Annotated in this window: 36 protein-coding genes; 29 read left to right on the forward strand and 7 right to left on the reverse strand. The window is 65.9% G+C overall.

From position 1 onward, the window contains the following. The first annotated feature begins 239 nt into the window (after nt 1-239). The 4 genes from IEY70_RS16055 to IEY70_RS16070 all read left to right on the forward strand — a co-directional run bounded on the left by IEY70_RS16055 (nt 240) and on the right by IEY70_RS16070 (nt 2,486). Nucleotides 240-815 (forward strand): hypothetical protein, encoded by a 576-nt coding sequence (locus IEY70_RS16055; RefSeq protein WP_189066041.1) that lies wholly within the window; start codon nt 240-242, stop codon nt 813-815. Further along, complete coding sequence (locus IEY70_RS16060; protein ID WP_189066042.1) at nt 812-1,318, forward strand: hypothetical protein; 507 nt, start codon at nt 812-814, stop codon at nt 1,316-1,318. Before IEY70_RS16055 ends, IEY70_RS16060 begins: the two co-directional genes overlap by 4 nt. Nucleotides 1,319-1,401: 83 nt before the next feature. Then, the gene (locus IEY70_RS16065) at nt 1,402-1,821 is read left to right on the forward strand and encodes a hypothetical protein (protein WP_189066043.1); all 420 of its coding nucleotides are present in this window, start codon (nt 1,402-1,404) and stop codon (nt 1,819-1,821) included. Next, nucleotides 1,818-2,486 (forward strand): 3'-5' exonuclease, encoded by a 669-nt coding sequence (locus IEY70_RS16070; RefSeq protein ID WP_189066044.1) that lies wholly within the window; start codon nt 1,818-1,820, stop codon nt 2,484-2,486. The genes IEY70_RS16065 and IEY70_RS16070 overlap by 4 nt, the downstream gene beginning before the upstream one ends. A 35-nt stretch (nt 2,487-2,521) precedes the next feature. Here IEY70_RS16070 and IEY70_RS16075 read toward each other — a convergent pair whose 3' ends face one another. Beyond that, entirely contained in the window at nt 2,522-2,767 is a 246-nt protein-coding gene (locus tag IEY70_RS16075) for a hypothetical protein (RefSeq protein ID WP_189066045.1), read from the reverse strand. Between the two features lie 323 nt (nt 2,768-3,090). Between IEY70_RS16075 and IEY70_RS16080 the strand changes: the two genes are divergently transcribed. Beyond that, on the forward strand, nt 3,091-3,855 hold the full coding sequence (locus tag IEY70_RS16080) for a hypothetical protein (protein ID WP_189066046.1): 765 nt from the start codon (nt 3,091-3,093) through the stop codon (nt 3,853-3,855). 8 nt (nt 3,856-3,863) lie between these two features. Here the strand turns inward: IEY70_RS16080 and IEY70_RS16085 are convergent, their stop codons facing one another. Then, on the reverse strand, nt 3,864-4,031 hold the full coding sequence (locus IEY70_RS16085) for a hypothetical protein (protein ID WP_189066047.1): 168 nt from the start codon (nt 4,029-4,031) through the stop codon (nt 3,864-3,866). A gap of 78 nt (nt 4,032-4,109) precedes the next feature. Here IEY70_RS16085 and IEY70_RS16090 point away from each other — a divergent pair, with 78 nt between their 5' ends. Both IEY70_RS16090 and IEY70_RS16095 read left to right on the forward strand, forming a co-directional pair. Next, the gene (locus IEY70_RS16090) at nt 4,110-4,376 is read left to right on the forward strand and encodes a hypothetical protein (RefSeq protein WP_189066048.1); all 267 of its coding nucleotides are present in this window, start codon (nt 4,110-4,112) and stop codon (nt 4,374-4,376) included. After that, nucleotides 4,310-4,783, forward strand: coding sequence for a VRR-NUC domain-containing protein (locus IEY70_RS16095; protein ID WP_189066049.1), 474 nt, complete (start codon nt 4,310-4,312; stop codon nt 4,781-4,783). The genes IEY70_RS16090 and IEY70_RS16095 overlap by 67 nt, the downstream gene beginning before the upstream one ends. A 20-nt stretch (nt 4,784-4,803) precedes the next feature. On the opposite strand, the gene IEY70_RS16100 is transcribed toward IEY70_RS16095, so the two are convergent. After that, nucleotides 4,804-5,172, reverse strand: a complete 369-nt coding sequence (locus IEY70_RS16100) for a hypothetical protein (protein ID WP_189066050.1) — start codon at nt 5,170-5,172, stop codon at nt 4,804-4,806. A 52-nt stretch (nt 5,173-5,224) separates the two neighbouring features. On the opposite strand from IEY70_RS16100, the gene IEY70_RS16105 reads away from it, so the two are divergent. Next, nucleotides 5,225-5,626, forward strand: coding sequence for a hypothetical protein (locus tag IEY70_RS16105; protein WP_189066051.1), 402 nt, complete (start codon nt 5,225-5,227; stop codon nt 5,624-5,626). Further along, nucleotides 5,623-6,885, forward strand: a complete 1,263-nt coding sequence (locus tag IEY70_RS16110; protein WP_189066052.1) for a hypothetical protein — start codon at nt 5,623-5,625, stop codon at nt 6,883-6,885. The genes IEY70_RS16105 and IEY70_RS16110 overlap by 4 nt, the downstream gene beginning before the upstream one ends. A gap of 69 nt (nt 6,886-6,954) precedes the next feature. Here the strand turns inward: IEY70_RS16110 and IEY70_RS16115 are convergent, their stop codons facing one another. Further along, the gene (locus IEY70_RS16115; protein ID WP_189066053.1) at nt 6,955-8,115 is read right to left on the reverse strand and encodes a hypothetical protein; all 1,161 of its coding nucleotides are present in this window, start codon (nt 8,113-8,115) and stop codon (nt 6,955-6,957) included. Nucleotides 8,116-8,181: 66 nt separating this feature from the next. Here IEY70_RS16115 and IEY70_RS21330 point away from each other — a divergent pair, with 66 nt between their 5' ends. From IEY70_RS21330 to IEY70_RS16150, 8 genes are all read left to right on the forward strand, one after another. Continuing rightward, nucleotides 8,182-8,307, forward strand: coding sequence for a hypothetical protein (locus IEY70_RS21330; protein ID WP_268243923.1), 126 nt, complete (start codon nt 8,182-8,184; stop codon nt 8,305-8,307). A 141-nt stretch (nt 8,308-8,448) separates the two neighbouring features. Beyond that, nucleotides 8,449-8,970 (forward strand): hypothetical protein, encoded by a 522-nt coding sequence (locus tag IEY70_RS16120; RefSeq protein WP_189066054.1) that lies wholly within the window; start codon nt 8,449-8,451, stop codon nt 8,968-8,970. A gap of 214 nt (nt 8,971-9,184) precedes the next feature. Next, complete coding sequence (locus IEY70_RS16125; protein WP_189066055.1) at nt 9,185-10,033, forward strand: ParB N-terminal domain-containing protein; 849 nt, start codon at nt 9,185-9,187, stop codon at nt 10,031-10,033. Beyond that, nucleotides 10,030-10,764, forward strand: a complete 735-nt coding sequence (locus tag IEY70_RS16130) for a hypothetical protein (RefSeq protein ID WP_229777989.1) — start codon at nt 10,030-10,032, stop codon at nt 10,762-10,764. Before IEY70_RS16125 ends, IEY70_RS16130 begins: the two co-directional genes overlap by 4 nt. Continuing rightward, nucleotides 10,761-11,549 carry a phosphoadenosine phosphosulfate reductase domain-containing protein gene (locus tag IEY70_RS16135; RefSeq protein ID WP_189066056.1) on the forward strand — a complete coding sequence of 263 codons (789 nt, stop codon included), beginning with the start codon at nt 10,761-10,763 and terminating at the stop codon, nt 11,547-11,549. Before IEY70_RS16130 ends, IEY70_RS16135 begins: the two co-directional genes overlap by 4 nt. Further along, on the forward strand, nt 11,549-12,214 hold the full coding sequence (locus IEY70_RS16140) for a class II glutamine amidotransferase (protein WP_189066057.1): 666 nt from the start codon (nt 11,549-11,551) through the stop codon (nt 12,212-12,214). Before IEY70_RS16135 ends, IEY70_RS16140 begins: the two co-directional genes overlap by 1 nt. Further along, nucleotides 12,202-13,551, forward strand: a complete 1,350-nt coding sequence (locus IEY70_RS16145) for a phosphoadenosine phosphosulfate reductase domain-containing protein (RefSeq protein WP_189066058.1) — start codon at nt 12,202-12,204, stop codon at nt 13,549-13,551. Before IEY70_RS16140 ends, IEY70_RS16145 begins: the two co-directional genes overlap by 13 nt. Next, nucleotides 13,548-14,066 (forward strand): IbrB-like domain-containing protein, encoded by a 519-nt coding sequence (locus IEY70_RS16150; protein ID WP_189066059.1) that lies wholly within the window; start codon nt 13,548-13,550, stop codon nt 14,064-14,066. Before IEY70_RS16145 ends, IEY70_RS16150 begins: the two co-directional genes overlap by 4 nt. Here IEY70_RS16150 and IEY70_RS16155 read toward each other — a convergent pair. Next, a complete protein-coding gene (locus IEY70_RS16155; protein WP_189066060.1) occupies nt 14,038-14,337 on the reverse strand; it encodes a hypothetical protein in 300 nt (99 codons plus the stop codon). The genes IEY70_RS16150 and IEY70_RS16155 overlap by 29 nt on opposite strands. A 90-nt stretch (nt 14,338-14,427) precedes the next feature. Here IEY70_RS16155 and IEY70_RS16160 point away from each other — a divergent pair, with 90 nt between their 5' ends. The 4 genes from IEY70_RS16160 to IEY70_RS16175 all read left to right on the forward strand — a co-directional run bounded on the left by IEY70_RS16160 (nt 14,428) and on the right by IEY70_RS16175 (nt 18,724). Next, nucleotides 14,428-15,006, forward strand: coding sequence for a hypothetical protein (locus tag IEY70_RS16160; RefSeq protein ID WP_189066061.1), 579 nt, complete (start codon nt 14,428-14,430; stop codon nt 15,004-15,006). Continuing rightward, on the forward strand, nt 14,987-16,639 hold the full coding sequence (terL, locus tag IEY70_RS16165; protein WP_189066062.1) for a phage terminase large subunit: 1,653 nt from the start codon (nt 14,987-14,989) through the stop codon (nt 16,637-16,639). Before IEY70_RS16160 ends, terL begins: the two co-directional genes overlap by 20 nt. Continuing rightward, nucleotides 16,636-17,307: a hypothetical protein gene (locus tag IEY70_RS16170; protein ID WP_189066063.1), complete on the forward strand. Its 672-nt coding sequence runs from the start codon at nt 16,636-16,638 to the stop codon at nt 17,305-17,307. The genes terL and IEY70_RS16170 overlap by 4 nt, the downstream gene beginning before the upstream one ends. Before the next feature lie 91 nt (nt 17,308-17,398). Further along, on the forward strand, nt 17,399-18,724 hold the full coding sequence (locus IEY70_RS16175; RefSeq protein ID WP_189066064.1) for a phage portal protein family protein: 1,326 nt from the start codon (nt 17,399-17,401) through the stop codon (nt 18,722-18,724). Here IEY70_RS16175 and IEY70_RS16180 read toward each other — a convergent pair. Continuing rightward, nucleotides 18,721-19,176: an HNH endonuclease gene (locus IEY70_RS16180; protein WP_189066065.1), complete on the reverse strand. Its 456-nt coding sequence runs from the start codon at nt 19,174-19,176 to the stop codon at nt 18,721-18,723. The two genes, IEY70_RS16175 and IEY70_RS16180, sit on opposite strands and share 4 nt — an antisense overlap. Before the next feature lie 28 nt (nt 19,177-19,204). On the opposite strand from IEY70_RS16180, the gene IEY70_RS16185 reads away from it, so the two are divergent. The 3 genes from IEY70_RS16185 to IEY70_RS16195 all read left to right on the forward strand — a co-directional run bounded on the left by IEY70_RS16185 (nt 19,205) and on the right by IEY70_RS16195 (nt 22,503). Next, nucleotides 19,205-20,863: a S49 family peptidase gene (locus tag IEY70_RS16185; protein ID WP_189066066.1), complete on the forward strand. Its 1,659-nt coding sequence runs from the start codon at nt 19,205-19,207 to the stop codon at nt 20,861-20,863. A gap of 46 nt (nt 20,864-20,909) precedes the next feature. Next, nucleotides 20,910-21,323 (forward strand): hypothetical protein, encoded by a 414-nt coding sequence (locus IEY70_RS16190; protein WP_189066067.1) that lies wholly within the window; start codon nt 20,910-20,912, stop codon nt 21,321-21,323. 82 nt (nt 21,324-21,405) lie between these two features. Continuing rightward, nucleotides 21,406-22,503 carry a hypothetical protein gene (locus IEY70_RS16195; RefSeq protein WP_189066068.1) on the forward strand — a complete coding sequence of 366 codons (1,098 nt, stop codon included), beginning with the start codon at nt 21,406-21,408 and terminating at the stop codon, nt 22,501-22,503. A gap of 13 nt (nt 22,504-22,516) precedes the next feature. Here IEY70_RS16195 and IEY70_RS16200 read toward each other — a convergent pair whose 3' ends face one another. Further along, nucleotides 22,517-23,107: a hypothetical protein gene (locus IEY70_RS16200; RefSeq protein ID WP_189066069.1), complete on the reverse strand. Its 591-nt coding sequence runs from the start codon at nt 23,105-23,107 to the stop codon at nt 22,517-22,519. Nucleotides 23,108-23,145: 38 nt separating this feature from the next. Between IEY70_RS16200 and IEY70_RS16205 the strand changes: the two genes are divergently transcribed. The 5 genes from IEY70_RS16205 to IEY70_RS16225 are packed head-to-tail and all read left to right on the forward strand — an operon-like array spanning nt 23,146 to nt 25,783. Beyond that, on the forward strand, nt 23,146-23,826 hold the full coding sequence (locus tag IEY70_RS16205; protein WP_189066070.1) for a hypothetical protein: 681 nt from the start codon (nt 23,146-23,148) through the stop codon (nt 23,824-23,826). A 2-nt stretch (nt 23,827-23,828) separates the two neighbouring features. Beyond that, nucleotides 23,829-24,290, forward strand: coding sequence for a hypothetical protein (locus IEY70_RS16210; protein WP_189066071.1), 462 nt, complete (start codon nt 23,829-23,831; stop codon nt 24,288-24,290). Next, nucleotides 24,287-24,649 (forward strand): hypothetical protein, encoded by a 363-nt coding sequence (locus tag IEY70_RS16215; protein WP_189066072.1) that lies wholly within the window; start codon nt 24,287-24,289, stop codon nt 24,647-24,649. Before IEY70_RS16210 ends, IEY70_RS16215 begins: the two co-directional genes overlap by 4 nt. Continuing rightward, nucleotides 24,649-25,098: a hypothetical protein gene (locus tag IEY70_RS16220; RefSeq protein WP_189066073.1), complete on the forward strand. Its 450-nt coding sequence runs from the start codon at nt 24,649-24,651 to the stop codon at nt 25,096-25,098. Before IEY70_RS16215 ends, IEY70_RS16220 begins: the two co-directional genes overlap by 1 nt. 16 nt (nt 25,099-25,114) lie before the next feature. Then, on the forward strand, nt 25,115-25,783 hold the full coding sequence (locus IEY70_RS16225) for a hypothetical protein (RefSeq protein WP_189066074.1): 669 nt from the start codon (nt 25,115-25,117) through the stop codon (nt 25,781-25,783). Nucleotides 25,784-25,819: the final 36 nt, after the last annotated feature.

A 25,819-nucleotide genomic window follows, 5' to 3' on the forward strand; every position in this document is an offset into this window, starting at 1 on the left:
AAGCGGATTTTAGCCGTCTGGGACAGCACTCGCCAGCATGCTGCTTAAAACTGAAAGATGTCAGTAGACCCAAGCTCATCGCCCCGGATGGTCAACCTAGTAGACCCAACGAGGCCGGGAAGGGTCAACGTAGTAGACCGACCGGGGACGGCGAAGGTCAACGTAGTAGACCGAGTGAGTCAACGTACTTGACCCAAACGGTCAACCTAGTTGACTCAGATGGTCAACCTAGTGGACTTTTGACCCCTGTTTTTCCTGCGCCCAGCGAGGAAGAAACGGCTGTCCAAAGACAGCTTACAGACAGGAAAGACATTGAAAGACAAACAGCAGCGGAGCGCCTTGCCCTGCAGGCGGCCCCGGCGGCGGCGGTCAGCGGCGGTCACCTGCAGGGCAAGGACCTGCCCTCCGGTGCTGACCGCACCGGCACCCCTGGCGGGGTGAAGGCGGCGAACGCCACGACCGGTCACGGGATCACTCCGGCCACCGCGAACGCCGGACAGACAGCCGCCACGACCACTGAACAGGTTCCGGCGGCGCGTGGCGCGACCCTCGCCGCCCTGCACTCCGCCCTGCGCCCCCTGCCCGCCCAGGACCTGATCGACGAACTGCCCAGCCGCCAGCACTGGCTGGACATTCCCGCCGACCGCGTCCGCGAGATGCACGACGAGTACCGCACCAAGTTCGGCAGCAAACGCTTCCGGGGCGACCTGATCGACGCGCTTGACCGCGAGGCCCGCAAACTGGCTGCCCCCACGGCCCCCGCCACGACGAACGTGGGTGACCTCGTGCGCGCCCGCCTGAAAGGAACCCGATGACCCACCACGATGCGCCCGCCCCGGTCACCGCTGCCCCCGTCACCGCTGGCGAGGTCACCCCGGAAGTCCTGAGCCTCGCCCGGTTGATCAGCGCCCACCCGAACGCCGCCCGCGCCCTGCAGGCCAGCATCGCCCGGCAGCAGGCCGCCCGCGCCGCCGCGCAGCGCCCCACCCCGACCCTGAGCTGCCCGCACTGCGGCGCGCCCGGCATCGTGTACCTCACCCTGCCTGGCCCTGACGGCCCGCGCGAGTTCCGCCGCAAGCCCAGCGACTGCTGCCAGGACGCCCTGCGCGACGCCGCCGAACTCGCCCTGCACTACGCGCTGAACCCCAACAACGACCCCACCGAACGCGTGGAGAACGCCGACCTGTACGCCGCGCTGAAAGCCAGCATCACGGACCCCGCGCTGCTGCGCGAACTGGACACGCACGAGGTCCTGCTGGCCGACATCGAGCGGCGCGTCACCGGCCTCACCCGCGCCCAGGGCGGAGTGGACCAGTGATGAAGACCGCGACCGCCGCCGACTGACCGCCCCCCCGGAGGCCGCCCGCACAGGTGGCCTCCCCCTTCCCGCAGGAGCACCGCATGAAGCAAACCCTGAAAGTCCAGCTGGACGCCATCAAGCACGAACGCGACAGGGACGGGGACCTGTTCACCACCCTGCACCTGGAACTGCCCGGCGAGGGCCTGAACCTCCAGCACCTGCGCCGCGCGCACCGCATCAGCACCAGGAAGGAATCCCGCGAGATCGCCACGTTCACCCTTCAGGTCTTCGGTGGTGGTGACCGCCGCACCTGGACCTGCCGGAGCAAGGGCAGCAAGACCACCGACTTCAAAGTCGTCGCCGTCGTGGAACTGCCCTTCAACGCCGCCGCCCGCTTCGAGGGGTACCTGAACGCCGTGCCCGGCACGATCGACATCGAATTCACCGTCGAGATTGAAGGCGGCAGCGCGGCCCCCCTGTTCCCGAAGGACGACGACCGGGACGAAGGAATCAACGCATGACGCACCTCACCCCCACTGCCGCCGACGTGATTGACCGCTTCCTTGACTGGGCGACCGACCCGAGCCTCGTGATTCTCGACACGGAAACCACCGGCCTGGACGGCGAGGTGATTGAACTGGGCCTCGTGGACGGGGGCGGCCGCACGCTGTTCGAGGAGCGCTTCCGGCCTACCTGCCCCATCGACCCGCGCGCGCAGGCCGTGCACGGCATCACGGACGCCGACCTCGCCGCCTGCCCGAGGTTCGGGGAGCGCTGGCCGGACATCCGCGACCTGCTGACCGGCCGCCGGGTCGTCATCTACAACAAGCGTTTCGATCTGCCCCGCATCTGCGCGACGCTGGACGCCACCCGGCCCGGCTGGTTCGAGGCGCCGGGCGGTGCGGCGGGCGGCAGCGCGGACCTCAGGGCCTTCAACGCGATCAGCCGGAGTGCGGAGTGCGTGATGGACGCGTACTCGCCGCTGGCCGGTTCCTGGAACGACGCTTACGGCAGTTACCGCTGGGCGAAGCTGGCCGACGCCTCCGCACAGCGCGGCGTGCACGTCAGCGACCTGACCAAGCACGCGGCCGTCAGTGACTGCGTGCAGGTCCTGCGGCTCATCCAGGCCTGCGCGGAACTGGACCCCGCCGACTTCCCCTGGATCGGGCACGAGGACCGCCTGTGAATGCCCGCACGGCCAGGACGCTCAACGTGCGCCGGTCACACCCAACCGAACTGCCGCAGGGTCACGAACGCCTGCACGGCCACCAGTCCGGCCGTGGCGACCGCCACGCCCCGCTGCTCCCACCGCCAGAACATGACTGCGACCGCGCCCAGCAGCAGGCACGCCAGCGCCGCGATCACCCCGACGCCCAGCAACCGGACGTCCAGCATGAACAGGTGCGCGCCCAGCGCCCCCAGCAACGCGGCGCCTCCCGCCGAAAGTCCCACCCGCGACCAGATCATGACCGCCAGAGTACGCACGCCCGCTGGCACGCAGCGCAGCGCTCCTTGAGCGAACCTCAACGTGACGCGAAGTCAGCCCCTCACCACCAGCGCAGCGTCCGGTCGTACCAACCGGCAATCGGGACGTTCAGCAGCACGGTTCCCGCAAACACTCAGATGACATCCGGGTCACTCCTGCCCAGCCAGAACGCCCCGGCCAGCAGCGCCGTCCAGGCAGCCGCCGCCACCGGATGGAGGTTCATGCGCTCACCGTACCCACCGGAACTGACCCGGCGTTTAAGCGTCTCTTGCGGTTGGACTTACCTCCGCGCGGGCAGGGCCGCGTGAGCGCCCAGGTCACCCTGCCCGTCCTCACGCCCGGCGAACGCCTGCGCCTGCATGAACTCGAGGAGCAGGTGATCGTCGGCACGCACGCCGGCATCCTGGCGGGACGCGCCCTGAAAGCCATTCAGGCAGAACGCCTCTACCGCGCGCAGCACGACACCTTCGAAGCGTACGGGCAGGCCCGCTTCAACCTCAGCCGCGCCCGCCTGTACCAATTGATCGACTTCGCCACCATTCACGACGAAGCGCGCGCGCTCGACATTCACGTCAGCAGCGAACGTATGGCCCGCGCCCTCGGCCTCGTCCCCCCCGACGACTACCAACTGGTGCTGGACGTGACCCGCAGCGTGACCGGCAAGGACCGGCCCAGCAGCGCGGACGTGCAGGCCGTCGCGGACACCGTCCGGGACCTCGCGGCCGGAGCGCACGTCGAGCACCCCGACACGGGCGAGAGCGTTCCCCTGACGCAGGTGCCGCCCGAGCGGCGCGTGGAGGCCGTCGCCCGGGCCGCCCGGCGGGGCGCGCAGGACCGCACCCGTTACCAGGGCGCCACGCCGCAAGGCCAGGCGGACGACGTGCGCCCCCTCGACTGGGCGGACGGCCTGCGCGCCGTCGCGGACGTCGAGTTGCGCGGCACGGGCGGCGGGTGGCAGTTGACCGTCACGGACCGCAGCAGCGGCGAACGCCGCGAAGGCCCCGAGCGGCCCACCGTCTGGGACGCCATCCGCCACGCCAGAAGCGCGTGGGAAGGAGAGCAGCCGTGAACCGCCCGTTACGTCCCCGGTCCACGAACGACGTTCCAGGCGGACAGCGTCAGGACCGTCACGGCCGCCATCGCCACGAACCGCTGCCAGGGCCTCAGTTTCCACCTGTCCAGCAGGACGCTCGCCAGCATGAGAGACCCGAACAGCACCAAGCCACGCAACCAGAACTCCGACACGCCTCAGTCTCCCCGGTCTCCCCGTCCTGCGCCGCTCAACGTGCCCGCAGCGCCCTGCACGCCACCTGCGCGGGCGGCGTGACGGACCTCCAGGCCTTCGAGGACGCTGAGCAGCGCGCCCAGCTGGCCGCCGTCACGCTGCCGTACGACCCGCGGAGCGGGCGGGTCCTGACCGGACAGCACCGGGGGCACCCGGTCTGGGACGCCATTCAGGCCGAAGTCCTGACCCTGCTGAGGTCGTTCCCGCACGTCACGGTCACGCACGTCACCGTCCGCCCATGGCAACGCTGGTGGCAGCGCACGCCCGCCAAGCGCCTCACCCCCAGCCCCGAGGTGACACCCTGAACCGCTTCGATGACACGTTCCTGCAACGCTACCGCCGCCGGCACCCGCACCTGTTCCCCGGCACGCCCACTCATGAGCGCCCGGCCCGCGGGAACGGGTACGTCAGCGAAGCGGCGTTCCAGGCGGACGCGGCCGAGCACCTCACCCTGCTCGGCTGGGAAGTGCAGGAAGGCCCCAAAGGCAGCCTGGGCGGCGGGCCGGTCTGGTACACCGCCGGATGGCCGGACCTGACCGTGTACCGCACGGACGGCGCGCGGCGCCTGTGGTTCGCGGAACTCAAGCAGCCCGGCAACCACCCCAGCGACACGCAACTCGCCTGCCACGCCCGGTTGCGTGCCGCCGGGTTCCGCGTGACCGTCGCGTACACCCTCGCGGACCTGCTGGCCGCCGCCAAGGAGGAACTGTGACACCTGCCCGGCGTGGCCGTTCAGGCGACCGTCGACGCGTACTGAGCCACCTGCACCGGACGGCCGGGCAGCAACGTCCCCGCATCAGGGACCGGCATGACCTGCACCGCCTCAATCAACGCTGCGAGACAGGCCTGCCGCTCGGAGGCGCCCGAACCGCTGATCAGGGGTACGCCGTTGCGGTAGATGGTCGCCACGAACACCACGGCGTCCCACCTGGGATGCAGGTGACGTTCCACCTCCAACCGGCACCCCGCGCACTCCAATGCGTGCCATACCTCCCGCGCCTGACTGCTCAATTCCATCATGCCGACACCGTAGCGAGTGCCGCCCGTCAGGACCAGCAGGCGGCCGTTCAACTGACCTTGCCAGTCTCTTGAGTAAGTCACGCCCCCCCTCACGGCCCTTGCCGCCCTTACCCACCGACTGGAGTGACCTCGCATGACCAACCACGCTTCCCGTACCCCCACCCCCCTGCCGTACCCGTACCGACTGCTCGCCGTGTTCAGCGGCGTGCCCCTGCGCCCCCAGGCCGCCCTGGAAGCCGCCGGGCTGCGCGTGCCCGTCACGGACCCCGGCGACCCGGACGACCCTGGCCGGGCGGAGATCAGCGGTGAGCACCGCGCCCTGCTGAAACTCCTCGCGGATCAGGGCCGCGTGCGGTGGGTGACGTGGGGGCCGGACGGGGCCGGGTACGTCCTGACCGGGTACGGGGAAACGGCACTCGATGCTTACCACCAGCGGTACGGTCCGGCGCACGCGCCCCGGCGCGGCCCGAGCCTCGCGCAAGTCCTGCGGGACCGGCAGGCGGCCGCGCAGGAAGTCGCCGAGGAGAGCGCGTGAAGGCCCCCGCGTCCCTGCTGACCCTCACGGCCGGGCAGAGCGTGTGGTACCTGCCCGCCCGCATGAACCGCCCGCACGCCGGGGAGCGCGCCACCGTCACCCGCGCGCCCCGACCGGACGTGCAGACCCCCACCGTCCGCCTGACCTTCGCCAGCGGGGACGCGCTCACCGTGCCGCTCAGGCACGTCAGCGCCTACCAGCCGAGCGCGGACGCCGCGCCGCTGGTGGACGAGGCCCGCCGCCTGCCCAGCTGGCGCCGACTCGTGACGCAACTGCAGGACCCCGCCTCCCACCCGGCGGCTGAGCAGCGCGCCCGGCAACTGGCGGGCATGGTCACGCCCCGCACGGGCAGCGCCGCGAAGACCGACGTGGCCCGCATGATCCTCGAAGCCGCGCAGGCGGAAGCGGTCTCAGCGCAGGCCCGCACGCCCGGACGCGCCGGACGCGGGCAGCCCGCCCCCACGCACCTGCCCGTCCCGACCGATGACCTCTGCACCTTCCGACTCGACCAGGAAGGCCGGGCCATGGTGAACAACATCGCCCGGTGCATCCACCGCCGGTACTTCCTCTCGGACGCGGAACTCCGCGACCTGAGCGACGCGGAACGCGAGCAGGCGCAGATTCACGGAACGCTGCGGACCTTCATCCGCCGCGCGCAGGGCGAAGCGGGCCTGCTGCCCATCAAGGACACGGGCGGGAAAGGCAGCGCCCTGCACGGCCAGTTGCACGACAGCCTCACGCACGCGTACCCGCTCGCGCTCGAGGCGTGCCAGATGCTGCTGGCCGGGAAGGACGATCACGCGCTCACGCTGGCCCTGCGGGTCCGGGAGCACCTGCTCACGCACGTCGCCGCGAACAGCGAACTCGACCGCGCCCGGCGCAAGCATCACACCGGACGGTACTTCCACGGGGACGTGCTGAGCGTCCGCGAGATTCACGAGGACGGCCGCATGACGCAGTACTACACGCGCCTGACCATCATCTACGCCGAGGACGGCCACAGCCTGGTGGTCGCCAACGCCGCCGAACTCGAAGCGCTGACCGGCACCCGCGCGGGCGTGCAGGCCTGGAACAGCCTGTGCCGCTGGACCGAGGACCTCAGCGAACGTGCCGGTGGCCGCAAGCAGGGACGCCGCCAGGACGACGACAGGCACCTGATCTACCGTGACGATGACGGCCACCTGCGCCTGCGCGCCGCACTGGACCGCTACCCGAACCTGCTACGGGCATTCGAGTGCCTGCGGCGGGCGCTGATATAACTTAATAAAGAATAAACTTTACCATTGATTATTTCAAATCATCAGCAAAAATTCGCACACCAAGATCAACTAAAGCCTATATTTACCATTAACAATTGATTTATTTAAAGATGCAGCAAATGATCTTATAACTAAGACTGATTCATGGTATATTTCATCTGTAATAATTAATTTATTTTCATCAATTTCAAATAATTCTCCCGACAGGCTACCTAAATCTGCGCCGTCAGAATGTACTATCGAATTTCTCATGATCCTCAGGTCATCCAAATATGATCTTTTTACTTCTCTTTTAACTCCTCGACAAATATATTGTGCCCTGTACGGATCATCAGTAAATTTTACAATACTTTTAAGGGTGTCAATGATTGATGCAATGGATCTACTTTGACTTCTAGCATCCGAAAGAATTCTATCCACCAAATACTCTCTCAATTTATCTATAGAGCTTAAACCATTGGTAGCCACTAAGAGAGCCTGAAAATTAATAGTTAAATCCCTGAATCTTCTGTCGCTCATCATCTTTTCAGGGTGTCTTTTAAAAATCTCATCTACGTATCCACCAAGAAATATCTCAAATTGGGTCCAAATCATCACAAAGCAAGACTTATTCAATTCTTCTACCGCCGATCTATAAACGTTCTCGGGCGGTCCAAGCTTCTTTAGGAGCGCTACAAGTGATAATTTTGCTTCAGCGGCTGAATCTTTATCAGAAAAGCTAATCGTTATTGATTTTTGAATTTGTAATTCTTGGCGAACTACGTATACCCCCATACCTAGTGGAGGATGGTCTTCCGGCTCAGGCCTCTTCTCTTCTCTGTGCCATAAAATATATTCGACGCCCGAGTCATCGATCTTTGTCTCTCCTAACTTTCCCGAAGCGGCCATTATTTTTACTTCAGGCAAGCTTAGCGATTTTCTATTAGAGAATTCATCTAAGGTGACCCATCTCATTACCTCTTCGACACTTGGTGTTGTCGCTTCATCTTTTACATAAGATGAAAGAGATCTATCGCTTGCATCAGAAAAACTATAATCCCCTTCCATAAACACTTCAGTGCCAGATATTCCATAGCATGTCATGCTGTAATTTCGAAAAAGATCGATTTCATCCAGCCGAACTCTCATATCCCGATATATAGGAAGCGCATCTGCATCTGATGTCATAATAAGATTATTTATCATATTTAGACCCACACCGGCAACAAGTTCAACGGCGAAAGATTTCAATCACCAGCGGATCAACAAGGTTAGTGTGCTTATCGTTGTCAGCATACCTGCGAGTCAAAGAGGCAGATGGTCATCAACCTGGAGCAGAAAGCCGCCTGGACGGTCCTTCAGGCCCCGACCTTCGACAGTTTCATCAAGGACGCGGCGACAGCCATCAGTGCCCGGTTCTGCCAGAAACGCCCAGGGGCTTGACGGATCGTCGGCACAATTCGCCTAATTAAGGGCAAGCTGCACAACTCGCGCCCTGAACCCAACCGTCTACCGAATCTGGACGGGGTGAGCATGTGGTAAGTGAGGCAACGCAGCGGCCCGCCGCTGGGTAGCGTATCCCCCATGAAACGGATCCTCCCACTGCTCCTTGCCGTCCTTCTCCCGACTGCCGCCGCTGAAATACAGCGGGTTGGCAGCACGAACGTCTACTACTCGTACGAAACCGACGCGATGACCGACGCGAACGATAGCTACATAGCTGTCGGGGAGATTAACGACACCTCTGCCTCAACGGTGTTCCTCATCTACTGCCGTGAAGGGCAGGCCGAGTTCTACCTGAAAACCAAGAACACCCTTCTCAGCGCTGATGACTACGACATGGAGCGCACCCCGAACCTGATGTACCGCGTCGATGCCCAGCAGGCCAAAACGATTCCCACGGATACGGTCAGCAAAGGTGGTGAGCCTGATTACACGGCCCTTGCCTTCGACACGGCGCGCACGCAGATCCTGCTGACGGCTTTCAACAACGCGCAGCAGAAGATCGTGTTCCGCATCCTGCGTAACGACGCCAGCGCCCTGGATTACACCTTCTCCACGAAGGGATTCAAGGAAGCGTGGCGCGCCGTCAAGAACTGCAAGTAACCCGCTGAACTCCTCCACCTGCCCCGCCGCCCGGCGGGGTTTTTTCATGCCGTCAGTCGCGCCGGAACGGGCGTCGGCTGGCGTTCCTCTGGGCCGCCGGAATCACCGGCCCCGTGATCACCTCAAGACGCCGCTGCCCACGGGCAAATCCTTGTGCGTCGCCCCGATGGGAGTCTGCCGTGTCCACCACGGTAGACAGTCGGGTTGGAGTCCCATGTCCAAGAAACCCCAGGCTCCCGCCGCCGCGTCCACCCTGCGGATCGAGTACCTGCCCCTCGCCGACCTCACCCGCTGGCCCGGCAACCCCAAGGAGCACGCCGACGGCGCCATCGCCGCCAGCATCAGCCGCTTCGGGTTCCGCGATCCCCTGGCGATCGACGAAACGACCGGGCGCCTTATCGCCGGTCACGGCCGCCTCAGCGTCCTCGAACGCGCGCACGCCGCCGGGCAGCCCGCCCCGCAGTTCGTTCAGGTGCGTGACGACGGCATGTGGCTCATTCCCGTCACGCGCGGCGGTTCCTTCGCGGACGAGAGCGAGGCCAGCGCGTACCTGATCGCCCACAACCGCACTTCCGAGCTGGGCGGCTGGAACGAGGACCTGCTCGCCGGGATGCTCGGCAGCCTGGACGACAGCCTGCGCGCCGTCGCCGGGTTCGACCTCGACGCCTTCGTGCAGGAAACGACTGCCGCCGCGGCCGCCGTGACGCTGCCCCCGGCCCCGCCCAGCGAGTTCCTGAACGACCTGATCACCCCGCCCATGACGGCCGCGCCTGCTGGACTGCCCCAGGTGCAGACGCCGGGTCCCCAGGCTGCTGACCCCGGCGCGACCGCTGCCACCCCGTCAGCGCCCGTGCCAGCGACCGCCGCGCCCACCATCACGACCCCACCCCCGCCCGGCGGCGAGGAATACGTGCAACTGGTCGTGGTCCTGCCGGTCAGCGAGCGGAACGAGGCGCTGGCCGTCCTGAAAGACGTGCGCGCGAAGACCGGCCTGGAGACCACCCCCGCCGCGTTCATGACCCTGATCCGCCAGTACGCCCAGGCGAACGGGGTGAGCGCATGACGCTGGACCCGATGAAGCAGCACGCGGACGACGAGAACGAAATCCACGACGTCGCCGCGTTCGTCGATCCCGCCCGGAACGTCGTCACGCCCGTACTGCAGCTCAGCGCCGAGCTGGCGGGCCAGGTCGTGTGGGCGTTCGCGCGCGTCGTGCGGGCCGCCCACGCCAGCCGCGAGGCGCGCAGCCCGGACCCCGACGGCATCATCCGCGCGCAGGAGTTCGAGGAAGGCGACGTGTACATGCTGGAGAAACCCTTCGACGGGTACGAGTCCAGCCGGTACCTGATGGACTTCTACGACGTGACGGAGCGCGGGATCTGCTCACGGATGCACCTGCACACCGGCACGCGCTTCGTGCGGATGATGACCGGGCCGGGCACCACCATCCGGGTCGGCAGCCTCTCCCCGTTCGTGGTGACCGACGTGCAGGGCGTGACCCCGTTCGTACCCGAACAGTTCGAGGACGATCTGCCCGACCTGCCTGAGGGCACGCAGCGCACCCGCTACAACCTCGTGGTCCCGGAGAACAGCTTCGTGGACATGCAGATCCCGCGCGGCGTCAGCCACCAGTTCAACGCGATCGGGCCGAACGCCGTGATCGACTCCGTTCACCCGGAGGAGTCCATCGAGGTGTTCCGCGAGCGCATGAGCGGGTTCCGGATGATGGCGCAGACAATCTTCCTCACCGAGGACCGACCCGATGTGAGCAGCTGCACCGGGAGCGACGCGTGACGGCCGCCATTCCCCGCAAGCAGATCAGCGGCCAGGACGCCTGGGTGAGTGCCTGGGTGAACGTGGAGACGCTGTACCCCGCCGCGCAGCTCGACGCCCTGGTGGCCACCACGCTCGCGGAGATGGGACAGCGCCTCGCTGGCAAGCGGGTCGCCTTCGCCTGGAGCGGTGGCAAGGACTCCCTGGTGATCGAGTGGCTGTGCGCGCAGCTGAACGTGCAGGCCTGCGTGTTCGCCATGACCAATCTGGAGTACCCGGAGTTCCTGGCCTGGACCACCGACCACATGCCGCCACTCGTGCAGGTGATCAACACCGGCCAGGACCTCGCGTGGCTCGCCCGACACCCCCGCATGCTGTTCCCGCAGACCCCGCAGGACAACGCCCGCTGGTTCAGGCTCGTGCAGCACGCCGCGCAGAAACGCTACTTCGCGCAGCACAGGCTCGACGTCCTGGTCCTCGGTCGCCGGCACGCCGAAGGGAACCACTGCGGCGAGGACGGCCTGTACACCAACCGCGAGGGGGTGACGCGCTACAGCCCGATCCGCCACTGGCCGCACGAAGCGGTCCTCGCACTCCTGAAGCGCGAGGGCTACAGCCTCCCACCCATCTACGGCTACCCGCGCGGCTGGCAGGTCGGCACGGGTAACTGGGCGCAGCGCCTGTACACCAGCAGCCCCGAGCAGGGCTGGATTGAAACGTGGCAGATTGACCCGGACATCGTCCGCGAGGCCGCCACGGTCCTGCCCCAAGCGCAGGCGTTCATGGCCGCCCGAGGTCTGAGCTGATGTGCGGCCTGTACGGCTTCATGCGCCGCAGCGGCCCGCCACAGGCGGAACTGCTCACCCTTATCGCCGGGCTGGCTGGAACACGCGGCCCGCACGCCCACGGGCACGCTGCGGCAGGCGTGCGGCACGTCGCGCTCGGCCCGGTCAACCCGGCCAGCCTGTCTACCGTGGTGGACAGCGTGATCGGGCACGCCCGTATGACCACCGCCGGGCACTACCAGGACCTCAGCTGCGCGCAGCCCCTCCAGGCAGGCGGGATGTTCATCGCCCACAACGGCACGGTCCCCGCGCACCGCTTCCACGCGACCACGCACGGGCTGACGCTCCAGACGGACAGTGACAGCGAGGTCCTGGGCCAGCTGCTCGCCCGCACCGTCACCCTGGCGGGCGTGGCCAGCCTGCTCGACCTGCTCACGCCCGGCCTGCCCCTGGCGCTGCTGGTGCTGGACGCGGACGGATCCGTGACCGCTGCCCGCCGCGCGCACCCACTGCACGTCCTCCGCGCACCGGAAGGGACGTATCTGTGCAGCCTGCCCTTCCCCGGCAGTGAGCCCCTGCCCGACCAGACCGTGACCCGGTTCAGCGCAACCGGCGAGACATCCCACCCCCTCTCGACGACGGCCAGCCTCCGCGCAGCCCAGGGAGGCCCGGCATGGACCCCGTAACGCAGCAGGACCTGCGCGACCAGCTCGGCATCAGCGCGCCCGCCGAGGGCCTCAAGCCCTTCCGGTACAACCCGGCCAACAGCCGCCTGAAGTCCGCGCCGACCGAGGAGGACGTCCTCATCCTCGCCCGCGCCCGGATCCGGCATGTGTTCGAACTGTTCGACCATGTGTCGGTCAGCTTCAGCGGCGGGAAAGACAGCACCATCGTCCTGAACCTGGCGCTGGAGGCCGCCCGCGAACTCGGCCGCACACCTCTGGAAGTCGTGTTCTGGGACGAGGAGTGCATCTACGCCGAGAACATCGACTACGTGCGCCGCGTCGCGCAGGACCCGGACGTGACGCTCAAGTGGATCTGCGTGCCGGTCAAACACCGCAACGCCTGCAGCAGTGAATCCCCGGTCTGGTACCCCTGGGCACCCGAGGACCGCCACCTGTGGGTGCGGGACCTGCCCCCAGAGGCGATCACGGGCCTGCCCGGCTACGACCCCAGCGACCCCGCCGCGCGCCTCAGCATCCCGGAACTCAGCGGCCTGCTGTTCCCGCCGTCCATGGGGAACTGCGTGCAACTGCTCGGCATCCGCGCCGACGAAAGCCTCATCCGCCGCGCGGCCGTCTCCCGCCGTGTGGAGGACAACTACATCGTCAAGGACGCAGGCGGGTACGGCGGCGCGAACGACCTCCAGCACGCCGGGAACGTCTGGAAGGCCTACCCCATCTACGACTGGACCACCGCCGACGTGTGGCTGGCCCCCAAGCTGCTGGGGTGGGATTACTGCCGGGTGTACGACCTGCTCGACCAGATCGGCTTCACGCCCGGCAAGCAACGCCTCGCCCCACCCTTCGGGGAGGAACCCATGCAGCGCCTCGACCAGTACCACCAGTGCGAACCCGCCCTGTGGGACCGCATGCTCGCCCGCGTGCCCGGCGCGCAGACCGCCAAGCGGTACAGCCGCACCGAGCTGTACGCCTTCGGGGACATCCCCGACAAGCCGCCCGGCATCACGTACGAAGCGTGGCTGATCGACCTCGTTCGCACAAACTTCCCGGAGAAGGAACGCGCTGACGTCAGCAAAGGCATCCGCTCGCACCTGCGCATGCACTACCGCAAGACCGCCGACCCACTCGCGCCGACCGTCGCCCACCCGCTGACCGGGTACGACTGGGCGTTCTTCGTGAAGATGGCCATGCGCGGGAACTTCAAGCAGCGCCGCCAACCGAAGATCGGCCGCAAGACGCCGGACGAGCTGGCCGCCGCCCACGCCAAATACCTCGCGAACCTCCAGCCGTACCTCACCGAGCTGGCAGAGATCCGCGCCCTGACAGGAGCCACCGAATGAAACACGGACGCGACCAGCAACCTCTCGCCCGCATCGAATGGGTGCCCCGCGAAGACCTGCACGCCAACGGGTATAACCCCAACCACGTCGCCAAGCCCGAACTCGAACTGCTGAAGGTCAGCATCCTCGAAGACGGGTGGACGCAACCCATCGTCGCCCGGCCCGACGGCGAGGTGGTAGACGGCTTCCACCGCTGGACCGTCAGCGCCGACCCACGCATCTACGCCATGACCGGCGGCCTCGTGCCCGTCGTTCGGCTCCAGCCCCCCGCGCACGGCGATCAGATGCTCAGCACCATCCGCCACAACCGAGCGCGCGGCGAGCACGGCGTCCTCCCCATGGCCGCCATCGTCCGCCGTCTCCGCGACGAGGAAGGCCTCACCGTCGAGCAGGTAATGCAGCGCTGCGGCATGGAACGCGAGGAGGTGGTGCGCCTCTACGAACGGGGCGGCATGACGGAGCGGGGCACGCAAGGCAAGGAAGGATTCAGCAAGGGGTGGATGCCGACTCGATAGACTCCACTAAACTCACGTAATCATACTCACTCTTCATCATCCATTCGGCATCTTCCTTTAGCAATCCGAAGGCTACACAGAGGTTTGATAGGTGGTTTTTGGTTGGATGAGAATTAACTAAAACTAAACCGAGTTCTTCTGTGCTCTGGCGACTTGAATACATGATCATTCTTATCTCGTATCCCTTTGATTCCAGTCTATCTAAGGCCGAGTTTCCATCGTTTCCAAGGTACATTCTCAGAATGTCTCTCTCAACCAGTTCTTTTTTCATACAAAAAGCTTAGATCAACCACCGCAGTTCACCGATGGGCACAATTAGTGCACTTGGCTAACGATTAAGGATTCATGGAGGTGATTGCCTATGCCCAGCCCCAAAGCAAAGCCCCCCAAGAAAGACAGCCGCAGCCGCGGGGCGAAGCCCCAGGGACGCCCCCCCGCCTACGACTGGACGGCCATCCGCCGCGAGTACATCCGGGGGGACGACCGCGTCACCCTGGAATCCCTCAGCGCGGACGCAGCAACCCCGCACGGTAGCCAAACGCAGCGCCCGAGCCTGAGCCAACTGAAACGCCGCTCCAGCGCAGAAGACTGGCTGGACCTCCGCACCCAGTTCCGCGCCCAGGTGGCGGCCAGGGCGCAGGCCCTCGACCTCGAAACCGTGGAGCAGGTGCGGATGCGGCAGGCGACCCTCGGGAAGGCGCTGCAGACCCTGGCCGTGCGGGGCATGGGGAACGTCGATCCGAAGGATGTCGGGCCGCAGGAAATCGCGCGCCTGGCGCTGGTCGGCACGCAGATCGAACGGCAGGCGCGCGGCATGGAGGAGTACACCGTCCGGATCGAGGACCTGAGCAGCCCGGCGGACCTGAAGAAGCTGACGCGCGAGCAGCTGTCCGAGTTGCTGGAGCGGAGACGGAAAGCGCGTGGCCCGGCGCAGGCGTGAGGCGTGGCCGGGCTGGCTGGACGAAGAGTTGATCATCGCGCAGCTGGCCGAGCTGGAACTGGAGGAACGCGGCGAGTTGCCCGAGCCTGAGCCGGTGCGATCGCTGACGCTGCGGGAGTTCGTGCACGAGTTCTGGGATGTGCTGGAACCCGGCACGCCACTGGCGTGGGGCTGGGCGCTGGACGCCATGTGCCTGCATCTGGAGGCGGCCGCCCGGCGGGAGATCCGAAGGCTGATCATCAACGTCCCCCCAGGCACCATGAAGTCCAGCCTCTGCAACGTGTTCTTCCCCGCGTGGGTGTGGGCGGAACTGGATGCGGGCGAGCGGTTCCTCGCCACGGCCTTCAACGAAAGCCTCTCCATCCGCGACAGCATGAGCTGCCGCCGCCTCGTCGAAAGCCCCGAGTACCAGGAACGGTACGGGGAGCGCGTGCGGCTCATGCGGGACCAGAACAGCAAGGGGCAGTTCGACACCACGGCGCGCGGGCGGCGCCAGGTCAAACCCATCACCAGCGCGACCGGCGCGCGCGGCAACATCCTCCTGATCGACGACCCGAACAACGCCGCCGAGATGGACAGCCGCGCCCACCGCCGATCCATCATCAACGCGTACGACCAGAGCCTCAGCCGACGCGGCGCGGACCCGAAACGGTACGTACAGATCGTGATCATGCAGCGCCTGCACGAGGAGGACCTTACCGGGCACCTGGAACGCAAGGGCGGCTGGGAAGTGCTGCGCCTCCCGGAGCGGTACGAACCGGAGCACCACACGCAGACGAGCATCTGGGACGATCCGCGCACGGAGCCCGGCGAGCTGCTGTTCCCGGAGTTCCGGGACGAGGAGGACTACCGGCAGGCGGAACTGGACCTCGGGTCGTTCGGTACGGCCGGGCAAATGCAGCAGCGGCCCGTGCCGGCCGGCGGGGGCGTCGTGAAGGGCTGGTGGTGGCGATACCACGCCCCCGCCCACCTGATCCCCTCACTGCCGCCGCTGCGCCTGAAAGTGGTCAGCGAGGACGGGGACGTGACCGAGATCGACGCCGTGGTGATCCCCACCCCGGAATCGTTCGACTTCACGCTCACCAGTTGGGACTTCGCCTTCAAGGACAAGAAGGACAGCGACTTCGTGGTCGGGCAGGCCTGGGGCAGCCGCGGCCCGGACGCCTTCCTGCTCGACCAGACGCGCGGCCGCTGGGATTACGTGAAGTCCAAACAGGCCGTCATCGCCTTCGCGGACCGCTGGCCGGACATCCCCGAACACCTGATCGAGGACAAGGCCAACGGCCCGGCCATCATCAGCGACGTCCGCACCGTCCTGCCCGGGCTGATCGCCTACGAACCAGACGGCAGCAAGCAATCCCGCGTGTCCGCCGAGAGCAGCACCATCGAATCCGGACACGTCTACCTGCCGCACCCCAGCCTCGCGCCGTGGGTGGCCAGCGAGTACCTGCCGGAGTGGGCGCAGTTCCCGAACGGCGCGAACGACGACCAGATCGACCCGACCACCCAGGCCCTCCAGCGGTTCAAGCAGAAGCGCCGCGCCTGGGCCAAGCAGCACACGCATGGAGACAAGCTGTCGACCTTGACGCTCCGCGCAATTGGAGGCAGAAGAGTGAGCGCTTGGCGCAAATGATCCAGTTCATCCGCTCAGCGTCAAGCAGAGTTGACGCAGCGCTTTCCTATCAGGCCCCTTACTATGCGAGCATGAGAATGCATGCTTTGCTTGCTTTGGCTTTAAGTACGTGCGCACATGCGGTTGACGCAGTTGATATTCAGCCATTCGGGATAAAGCCAGGGATTTCCATTGATCAGCTAATCAAAATGGGCGCTACCCCTTCTACTAATCCGGGATTTTATCGCCTCAACACTGTTCCCACTCCAAACAGCGCTTTTGAATTTTACACTGTTAAAGCCTCTTCCAAACAGGGAGTATGCATGGTTAGAGGCACCGGCCTTACCATAAAGAATGACCCCTCAGGCTCTTTAACAAAAGCTAATTTTAATTCATTAAAGGCAGCTTTGAGTAGTAAATATGGGACCTCTGAAGATTTCGATTTCATCAAGGGCAGCAGCATCTGGAAAGATTCAAATGACTGGATGATGTCCATTAAACAAGAGGATCGCAATCTAGTCTCTTTTTGGCAACCCACAGCCTCCAATAAGCTGCCTAAAGGTTACGCGATCATGCTAAAAGTTTCCGCATTGAGCAGCACCGACGGCTGGATCAGCGTTGTGTATGAATTCCCGAATACAGAGGCCTGTACAGATGAAATAAATCTCAACAAGGGCGACGGTCTTTAACCACATTCACTCGCGTTAAATCACGAATGCCAAAACATTCTAGGCAGCCTGCACAGGCTGCTTTTTTCATGCCCTGAGGAGGTGAACGCCCATGACGCAACCCGCACCCAAGACCGGCCTGATGGACCTGCGCATTCTCGGCAGCAACGGCCAGCGCAGCTGGTACCGCCAGTTCCTTCCCGACGAAGGCATCTACGCCGCGCAGCTCTACCAAGACATGCGCGACACGGACCCCATCGTCGGCGCGGTGTTCCTCGCGCTCGAAAGCCTGTTCCGGCAGGTGGACTGGCAGGAAGTCCCCGCCGACGACAGTCCCGAAGCGGTCGCTTGGGCGCTGTTCCTGCGGGAGTGCCGGGAGGACATGAGTCACACCTGGCCCGCGTTCCTCGCGGACGTCCTGACCATGCTCACGCACGGCTGGTCGTACTTCGAGGTGGTGTACAAGATCCGGCGCGGCCCTGACCAGACGGACGCCCGGTACCGCAGCGCCCACAGCGACGGCCGCGTCGGCTGGCGGAAGTTCGCCCTCCGGCCCCAGCGCACCCTGAGCCGCTGGGAGTACGACGGTGACGGCGGCATTCAGGGCCTGTGGCAGAGCACGCCCGGCGGCGTCGTGTTCATCCCCGTCCAGCGCGCCCTGCACTTCCGCACCACCGAAGCCAGCGGGAACCCCGAGGGGCGCAGCATGCTCGTGAACGCCCGCCGCGCCTACCGCTTCCAGAGTCGCCTGGAGGAGTTCGAAGCGGTCGGCATTGAACGGGACCTCGCGGGCCTCCCCATCGTGGAAGTCCCCATCGAGTTACTCAGCCCGGACGCGACCGAGCAGCAGCAGGCGGTCCTGCAGGGCATCCTCCGGCAGGCAGAAGGCGTCCGGAACGACGAACGGGCCTACGTGGCCATGCCCGCCAGCGAGTACGTCGTGAGGGAATACGACGAGAAGACCGGCACGGAGAAGCACGTGCGGCTGCCCACGGGGTACAAGTTCAGTCTCCTGCAGGGCGGGAGTGCCCGGGCGCACGACACGGACAAGATCATCAAACGGTACGGCCAGCGGATCGCCGCGAGCCTGCTGAGCACCTTCCTGCTGCTGGGCGGCAGCGAAGGCAAGGGCGCGCAGGCACTCAGCGGGGACCTGACGGACCTGTTCGAAACGGCCGGCACTGGCATCCTCGACGGCATCACCGCCGTCGTGAACCGCTTCGCCGTGCACACCCTCATGCGCGTCAACGGCGTGCCCCCGCAGTACTGGCCGCACCTGGAGCACGGCGGGCTCACGGACGCCGCCCTGCAGAACCTGCTGGCGCAGCTGAACGGCGTCATGAACGCGGGCGGCATCACACACGACGAGAACCTCGAAACCACCCTCCGGCAGAAACTCGGCCTGCCGGAACGGGCCGACTCAGTCACTCAGAACTAAAGCTCGTCATCCAGCCCGTAAGCCTCAAACGAAGGTTCATCCGGGAACGAGAAAGGTTCGGCCTTAATCCCGAGTCGCTCATCCAAGAGGCCAAGTTTGTACAGGTGCTTATCAGTAGGTTTACCGGCAGCAATCCAAGCTTCACTCCTCTTCGCGTGAAGTCGTTCACCGTAGAACACTACTTGTTCCGGCGTCTGCTTCAAGCGGTAAGCGACCTCCTGCCGGAATTCCCGCAAATCCCAATTGGGATTTCCTGGGATGCCCTGTCCTTCCTTCAACAAATTGCACCGCCTGCACGCCCCGACCAAGTTCTCAGAGGCGTTAGTACCACCACGTGCCTGCGGCGTGAGGTGCTCGATATGCTCCGCCGGATGATCGCCGCAGAACCAGCACACCCCCCCACTCTTCCGGTACGCGTCCGTTCGCCTGTTCTCCTTCGAGTTTTTTCCCATTAGTCGGCTGATTATAGGAGGTCCCCAAGTGTCCAAGAACCTCAGTTTCCTCACCCGCGAGATGGCTGGCACGGTCTGGTCGATCACGTCTCAGGCGCTCGATCACGTGCAGCAGCTCGTCGCCAGCGGCCAGATCCCCCCAGTTGCCGAAGCGCAAGCCACGCCCGAGGCGTCCGTGAGGCGCGTGCCGCTCACGCGCGGCAACGGCAAGACAGTCGGCGTGGTGTCCTTCCACGGCGTCGTGATCAACCGCTGTCCCAGTTGGGCGTTCTCGTACGGGTATATGAGCCCGCAGGCCTTCGCTGCCGAGATCCGCGAGCTGGCCGATGATCCGATGGTCGCCAGCATCGTAATCAGCGTGGACAGCCCAGGCGGCACCGTCGCTGGGACAGTCGAAGCCGCTGAAGCGGTCGCGTACGCCAAAAGCAAGAAGCGCGTCACCGCCGTCGTGGCCGACATGGCGTGCAGCGCCGCGTACTGGGTGGCCGCGCAGGCCAGCGAGATCGTCGTGAGCCCCACGGCACTGACAGGCAGCATCGGCTGCATCATCAGCCACGCCGACTACACGAAGGTGATGGACACATGGGGCATCCTCGTCACGTACATCCGCAGCGCCGCGAAGAAAGCCCTCGGGCAGCCTTACGAGCCGCTGAGCGCCGAGGGCCGCGCCGAGATGCAGCGCATGGTGGACGACGTGCACGCCCAGTTCGTGCAGGCTGTGGCGAAAGGTCGACGCAAGGCGCGTGGCGTGGTCGCTGAGCAGTGGGCGACCGGTGAAGTCTGGACCGGCGTGGCCGCTGTCACCGCTGGTCTCGCCGACCGCGTAGGCAGCCTGCACACCGTCATCGGGGAAGGCACGGGCGCCATCGCCCCGCCCGACCCACAGCCGCCCACGCCGAACCCTGGGGATGAGGAAAACCCCGAGGCACGCACCACCCCTTCTCTCACTGCCAACGGCGACCCGGACACCCCGGACGCTGAGCAGCCCACCAGCCCCACAGACGACCCGCCTGCCACCACGGAGGCGGGTTCGCCTATCACCCCCCAGCCCGCGCCGAACGCGCAGGAGGCACCTATGAAGATGACCATCGCCGCCATTTCCGCGAAACTCGCCGCTGGCGAGACCCTCAGCGCCGAGGAGCGCACGTTCCTCGACGATCACCTCGCCGCCCAGTCCGCAGCCGCAGCCGCCCCGGCCACGCCGGGAGCGGGTCAGGCACCCCAGCCAAACGCAAAAGTGGACCTCAGCGCCCTGACGCCTGAAGCCCGAGAGGCCGTCGAGAAAGCCCAGGCGGACGCCGCGGCGGCCAACGCCCGCGCCGAGCGGGCCGAGAACACCGCAAACACCGAACGTGACCAGCGGCTCGACCGTGAGTTCCGCGAGCGGGCCGTGCAGCTGGGCCAGCCCGCCACGTTCGGCGCGACCCTCCGCGCGGCCAGCGAGAAGATGACCAAGGAAGAGTACGCCTCCCTCGAACAGAGCCTGAACGCCACCGGCGCGCAACTGGAGCTGATCGGCGAACGCGGCAGCCACCAGGACCGCAAGGTCAGCAGTGACGCCAAGGCCGAGTACCGCACCCGCGTGGACACCGCTATGAACGCCGACCCGAACCTCACCCGCGCCCAGGCCGGGCAGAAGGTCATGCGGGACGACCCGGCCTTCGCCGCCCGCTACCGCAACAGCTGACGCCCTGCCCTCCCCGCCCTCTCGCCCCCCAAGGAGCACCTGAACCATGGCCACCACCAAACCCATCGAAGGCGGCAAGCACGCCGCGCCCAGCGCCCGCGACCTCACCGCCTACCAGTGGCACGCCGCGAAGATCCTCCCCGGCACGAACGACGGCAAGGCCCGCAACGCCGCGCTGCGAAACAAGATCGACGTCGCCGGTGCCGGTGACGACGTGTTCGGCGTGATCGAGAACCCCGGCGCGGTCGCCGGGAAGACCACCACCCTGCAGACCCTCGGCCGCACCAAGCTCAAGGTCAGCCAGGACGTGCAGCCCACCGACAAGCTCCGCGCCGGTCCGGACGGCGTGGGCGTGAAGGCCGTCGCCGGCGAAGCGTACTTCTTCACCGTGATGGAGAGCGGCAAGGCGGGGAGCATCGTGCCCGTCGAGTTCGACCGTGGCACCCTGCCTGACGCTTAACCCACGCCGCGCTGATTCCCCTGCCCCGCCCTGGCTGACGCTGCGGCGGGGCTTCGCCTTCACTCCCCCCCTGGAGAACCACATGAAGCACAACATCCTGCTCACGGGCGCCCTGATGGCCGCCTACGACGACACCACCGGCCCCCTCCCCGGCATGATCGCCGGAGGTCAAAGCGACGAGTATCTGACCGACGTCGCCGTCGACGCCATGCAGAACGACGACGAGTTCATCACGCCCACCGCGTTCCCGATCGTGCAGGTGGAGAACGAAGCCGGGAAGATCAAGGTATGGGACCGGGGCAGCCTGATCCGCCCCGAGATGCGCCTGCACAGCTACGGCGACCGCCCCGTCGTCGGCGGGTACAAGACCAAGAAGGCCAGTTACGACACCGAGCACTACAGCCTCCAGAAGAACATCGCGCCCAGCGACGTCGCCGCCAGCCGCCGCGACCCCATGCGGCCCATGGCGGACGCAGCGACGTACCTCGCCGGGCAGGCCCGCCTGAACCTCGACCTGCGGTACGCCAGCACCGCGTTCCATGAGGACGCCGGGTGGGCGTGGCGCTACCAGGGCGTCACCGGCAACCCGAACCGGGCGGCGGACACCCCGGAGTTCCTGCAGCTCGACCAGCCCGGCGCGAATCCCGCCGAACTGATCCGGGGCCGCATCGAACGCTTCCGCCGCTTCACCGGCAAGAAACCCAACCTGCTGCAGGTGGGCGTGGACGTGTACGCCAGCCTGGTCTTCAACGAGGACATCACGGACCGCGTGAAGTACGTGCAGCGCGGCGTGGCGGACATCGACCTGCTGGCGTCCTTCTTCGACGTGCCCCGCGTGCAGATCGTCAGCGGGGTCGTGAACGACGCCGAGGAAGGGCAGGACGACAACATCGATTACATCTGCGATCCCAAGGGCATGCTGCTGATGTATGTCGCGCCGAATCCCAGCCGCGAGACGCCCAGCGCCGGGTACACGTTCAACTGGGAGAACCTGTACCGCGCGTTCGAAGGTGACCAGGAGCGAATCCTGAACGAACTGGCGCTGATCCGCCGTGGGTACAACGCCGAGACTGGCAACCGCTGGGTGCAGGTGCACACGGCGGCCAGCTCGAACATCGTCGCGCCGGACCTGGGCATGTGGTTCAGCGACGTCGTCAGCACCAGCCAGAGCGACTGGTAACACCATTGCGAGATTACCCTCCGCTATTGATCATCTTGGCAGCCGAATTGCTTTTATGCGCAAGTTTGTAGAAGCATTCAATGATGTACCTACCTGATTGCACCAGATGGTCAATTTCTTGTGGACTCAGAAATAGGTCTTTCGATTTCTTGGGATGAGTCAGACGGTCTCTAATCTTGATTGCGATTTGGAAGGACTCCCATTCCTTTTTCGACGTGTCAAGAGGATTTTCCACCCCAAACGCCCGCGAAGCGGCACTGAAGGCGAGCAGCATACTCGCCTTCATGGCCACCCTCGCCTCTTTTTCTTCAATAACTCCTCTGCTGTTCACCGAATATGAGCGATCGCGCAAAATCATCCGCTCATGCTCCTGGAAGCACGGCTGATAGCTATCCACCAAGAGAGCAACTTGCTTTAGGAGGTAGATTGTTACCTCAAACGAGGCAAACATGGTTCTAGCAAAGCTCCGCATGTCCGACCAGCTCCGACTAGATATAACCAGATTAGTTGCCAAATCAACGTCGCCTATCATAATTTGCAGTGCTTCGAAGCAGTCGTTGAGCTCTGATTCAAAATCCTGACGCCCTGATTCCTTATCGGTCATAACTCATCATAGTTTTTCTCCAACAAGCAGGTGTGCCAATGCAGAGTCCGAATAGTAGTTTCATCGCGCGTAAGCCGCTGCGCTTCGGCGACCGCATTCTCCAGCCCGGAGAGTCGGTGCCGGTGGAGCTGGGCCGCGACTACCGCCTCATGCTGCGCCTGGGGCAGATCACCGAGATCCCCCAGGGCGCAGCGCTCGCCCAGGCCACGCAGGCCGCCCCGTTCCCCGAAGGCAGCGCCGTGTTCTTCGTCGGGGAGGACGGCGCGTACTCGCTGGCCACCTTCCACCTCCTGCAGGACGCCCCGGAGGACGTGCGCCTGGATCTCGAACTCCCGCCCGGCGCGCAGGTGGCGCTCGTGACCTTCGCGGACGATCCGGAAAGCACGTTCGTGCTGCCTTCCAGCCTGCTGCCCGGGCAGCCCACGCAGCGGCTGATCGACGAGCTCAGCGGCAGGCAGGAGGACGCGCACCTGCAGGCCCGCGTGGCGTTCCTGGAACGGCTGCTTCAGGCCGTCCGGGCGGACGGTGAACTGATACCGGACGACTTCCCGGCCGCCGATCAGCTCGCGCAGAACGGCGTCACGACCCTGGCAGGCCTGCGCCTCCTGGCGGACGGCGAGAACGGCCGGGCGAACCTCATGGCGCTCGACGCCATCGGTGGGGGCCGCGCGGACAAGATTCTTGCGGCGCTGGGCAGTCCGCCCGCTCCGGAAGGCTGACCGTGACGGCGCCCGCACCGGCCACCCTGACCCCGGAGCAGCTAGCCTCCGTCAGGACGTACGCGACCGCCGCCGCGCTGAACTATCACGACACCCAGGTGCCGGAAGGGGACCGCGTGGACCTGCACGCCGCGTGGCTTGTTCACCAGGACCTGCGGCTCGTGGCGGCGGACGTGCTGGAGGCCGCGTGCCTGCGGGCCTCCCAGGCAGCCGCAGGCGTCAGCGCGGGCAACGTGAAGCGCGTGAAAGTGGACGGCGAGGTGGAAACGGAGTTCTTCGCCGCAACGCCAGTGGATGACGTGACGGCCTCCTCGTGGTGCGCGCGCGCCGAACGACTCCGGAAGCAGGCATCCTCCGGCGCGGGCGGCTCCCGCATCGTCCCGTCGCCCCTGGCGGGCATGGTGGTCGGCGGCCGCCTGGAACCGGTGTTCCGGGTGACGCGGCCCTGCCTGGAGGATGCGTGAGCATCCGCGACGCCATCCAGGCAGGTGTAGCCGCCGCGACCACGCCTGAGATGCTGGCGATGCGCTTCCGGCATGAGCTGACCTTCGCACTCGGCCCGCACATCTGGAACGTGCGGTGCAGCGTCCGCGACCCGCAGCGCATCGACCCGAAGTCCCTGGCCCGCATGGGCCAGCTCACCAGCGCGCAGGGCGTCGCCACGTCCGACCTGCGCCTGCTGACCGTCCACCCGGACGACACGGTGCCTGTGCCGGGCGCGACAGTCGCCTGGGACGACGGAACCCTTGAAGTGCTGGAGTGGAGTCAGCCCAGCGATTTCACGTGCCAGCGCCTCGGCACCTGCGCCCTCCGGAGGCCGTGATGCACGTCATCACCCTCGACCTGCACACCAGACTCCAGGCCGCGCTGCCCGGCGTGACCATCCTCCTGCCCGACGAGCAGCAACTCCCCCTGCAAGCCGCGCCGGTCGACGCGCAGGGACGCCCCGCTGTCGGAGCCGGAGAACGCGGCGTCGGCACGTACCTCGCCACCCGACCCGAAGGGTACGTGCAGATCGAAACGCCGGAACCCATCACCACGACCGGCAATCAGGACACGTACTGGACGGCCGTGGCCGCCATCGCAGGCACCGCCGAGCAGGCCGCCGCGCTGGCCACGCAGATCCGCACGGCACTCACCGGCACCCCACCCGCCGACCCCGGCTGGTACAAGTCCGTCATCCCCGCCCGCCACGCGCCCATCGCGCCGGGCGCGCACCTTGCCCGCGCCACGTACGCCCGCACGCTCCTGCTCGGCCAGCTGCCGAACTGACCCCTGGAGGTCCCCCATGTCCTTTGCCATGCCCGTCAACGATCAGAGCGCCTACGCCGCCGCCAACATGGTCCCGGAAGGCCGCATCGTCCTGTTCGACCCCCTCGCGGCGTTTGAGGGCATCACCGGCGCCGTGAACCTCGGCCTGTTCCCCGAGGACGCCGTCGTCGCCCCCAGTTCCGAAGTGACGCGCGAAGTCATCCGCGCCGTCAACCCGGAAGGCGGTCCCAGCATCGTCGTCGATGAGCGCGTCACCGAGACGACCATCACCTACGAGATTCCGGTCCTGACACCCAGCGAGCAGGTCCGCAGCCTGCACAACGGCGCGCCCGCCGTCGCCCTGACCGACCCGACCCTGGCGGGCGTGAGCGTCACCCCGTTCAGCCCCGGCGCGAGCATCCTGGGCCGCATGGTCGTGATCGCCAAACGGCCCGGCACGGACGCCAACCGTCTGTTCCGCGTGTTCTGGCACCCGCGCGTCGCACTCCAGAGCAACGGCCAGGGCGAAAGCCAGGGGGAGCAGACCCTGCTGTTCACCGCCACGGTCCGCGCGCACACCTACGAGCCCGGCCCGGCGTTCGACGACGTGGCCACGCAGATCACCCAGTACGGCGCGATCTTCACCGTGCCGGCCAGCCAGCTGCCCGACCTGCTCGCCGCGCTGGACGCCGAAGCCGCCGCCTGATCCACCCGGCCCCGCCCGCCGCCCCAATTTCGCGTG

Origin of the sequence: Deinococcus seoulensis (assembly GCF_014648115.1) — a bacterium.
Taxonomy (GTDB): domain Bacteria; phylum Deinococcota; class Deinococci; order Deinococcales; family Deinococcaceae; genus Deinococcus; species Deinococcus seoulensis.

Coding starts and splice junctions, on each gene's coding strand:
- IEY70_RS16060 (WP_189066042.1), top strand. CDS start 812: ATGACCCACCACGATGCGCCCGCCCCGGTCACCGCTGCCCCCGTCACC.
- IEY70_RS16065 (WP_189066043.1), top strand. CDS start 1,402: ATGAAGCAAACCCTGAAAGTCCAGCTGGACGCCATCAAGCACGAACGC.
- IEY70_RS16070 (WP_189066044.1), top strand. CDS start 1,818: ATGACGCACCTCACCCCCACTGCCGCCGACGTGATTGACCGCTTCCTT.
- IEY70_RS16075 (WP_189066045.1), bottom strand. CDS start 2,767: ATGATCTGGTCGCGGGTGGGACTTTCGGCGGGAGGCGCCGCGTTGCTG.
- IEY70_RS16095 (WP_189066049.1), top strand. CDS start 4,310: ATGGCAACGCTGGTGGCAGCGCACGCCCGCCAAGCGCCTCACCCCCAG.
- IEY70_RS16105 (WP_189066051.1), top strand. CDS start 5,225: ATGACCAACCACGCTTCCCGTACCCCCACCCCCCTGCCGTACCCGTAC.
- IEY70_RS21330 (WP_268243923.1), top strand. CDS start 8,182: ATGGTCATCAACCTGGAGCAGAAAGCCGCCTGGACGGTCCTTCAGGCC.
- IEY70_RS16120 (WP_189066054.1), top strand. CDS start 8,449: ATGAAACGGATCCTCCCACTGCTCCTTGCCGTCCTTCTCCCGACTGCC.
- IEY70_RS16125 (WP_189066055.1), top strand. CDS start 9,185: ATGTCCAAGAAACCCCAGGCTCCCGCCGCCGCGTCCACCCTGCGGATC.
- IEY70_RS16130 (WP_229777989.1), top strand. CDS start 10,030: ATGACGCTGGACCCGATGAAGCAGCACGCGGACGACGAGAACGAAATC.
- IEY70_RS16140 (WP_189066057.1), top strand. CDS start 11,549: ATGTGCGGCCTGTACGGCTTCATGCGCCGCAGCGGCCCGCCACAGGCG.
- IEY70_RS16145 (WP_189066058.1), top strand. CDS start 12,202: ATGGACCCCGTAACGCAGCAGGACCTGCGCGACCAGCTCGGCATCAGC.
- IEY70_RS16150 (WP_189066059.1), top strand. CDS start 13,548: ATGAAACACGGACGCGACCAGCAACCTCTCGCCCGCATCGAATGGGTG.
- IEY70_RS16155 (WP_189066060.1), bottom strand. CDS start 14,337: ATGAAAAAAGAACTGGTTGAGAGAGACATTCTGAGAATGTACCTTGGA.
- IEY70_RS16160 (WP_189066061.1), top strand. CDS start 14,428: ATGCCCAGCCCCAAAGCAAAGCCCCCCAAGAAAGACAGCCGCAGCCGC.
- IEY70_RS16170 (WP_189066063.1), top strand. CDS start 16,636: ATGATCCAGTTCATCCGCTCAGCGTCAAGCAGAGTTGACGCAGCGCTT.
- IEY70_RS16175 (WP_189066064.1), top strand. CDS start 17,399: ATGACGCAACCCGCACCCAAGACCGGCCTGATGGACCTGCGCATTCTC.
- IEY70_RS16180 (WP_189066065.1), bottom strand. CDS start 19,176: ATGGGAAAAAACTCGAAGGAGAACAGGCGAACGGACGCGTACCGGAAG.
- IEY70_RS16190 (WP_189066067.1), top strand. CDS start 20,910: ATGGCCACCACCAAACCCATCGAAGGCGGCAAGCACGCCGCGCCCAGC.
- IEY70_RS16195 (WP_189066068.1), top strand. CDS start 21,406: ATGAAGCACAACATCCTGCTCACGGGCGCCCTGATGGCCGCCTACGAC.
- IEY70_RS16200 (WP_189066069.1), bottom strand. CDS start 23,107: ATGACCGATAAGGAATCAGGGCGTCAGGATTTTGAATCAGAGCTCAAC.
- IEY70_RS16205 (WP_189066070.1), top strand. CDS start 23,146: ATGCAGAGTCCGAATAGTAGTTTCATCGCGCGTAAGCCGCTGCGCTTC.
- IEY70_RS16220 (WP_189066073.1), top strand. CDS start 24,649: ATGCACGTCATCACCCTCGACCTGCACACCAGACTCCAGGCCGCGCTG.
- IEY70_RS16225 (WP_189066074.1), top strand. CDS start 25,115: ATGTCCTTTGCCATGCCCGTCAACGATCAGAGCGCCTACGCCGCCGCC.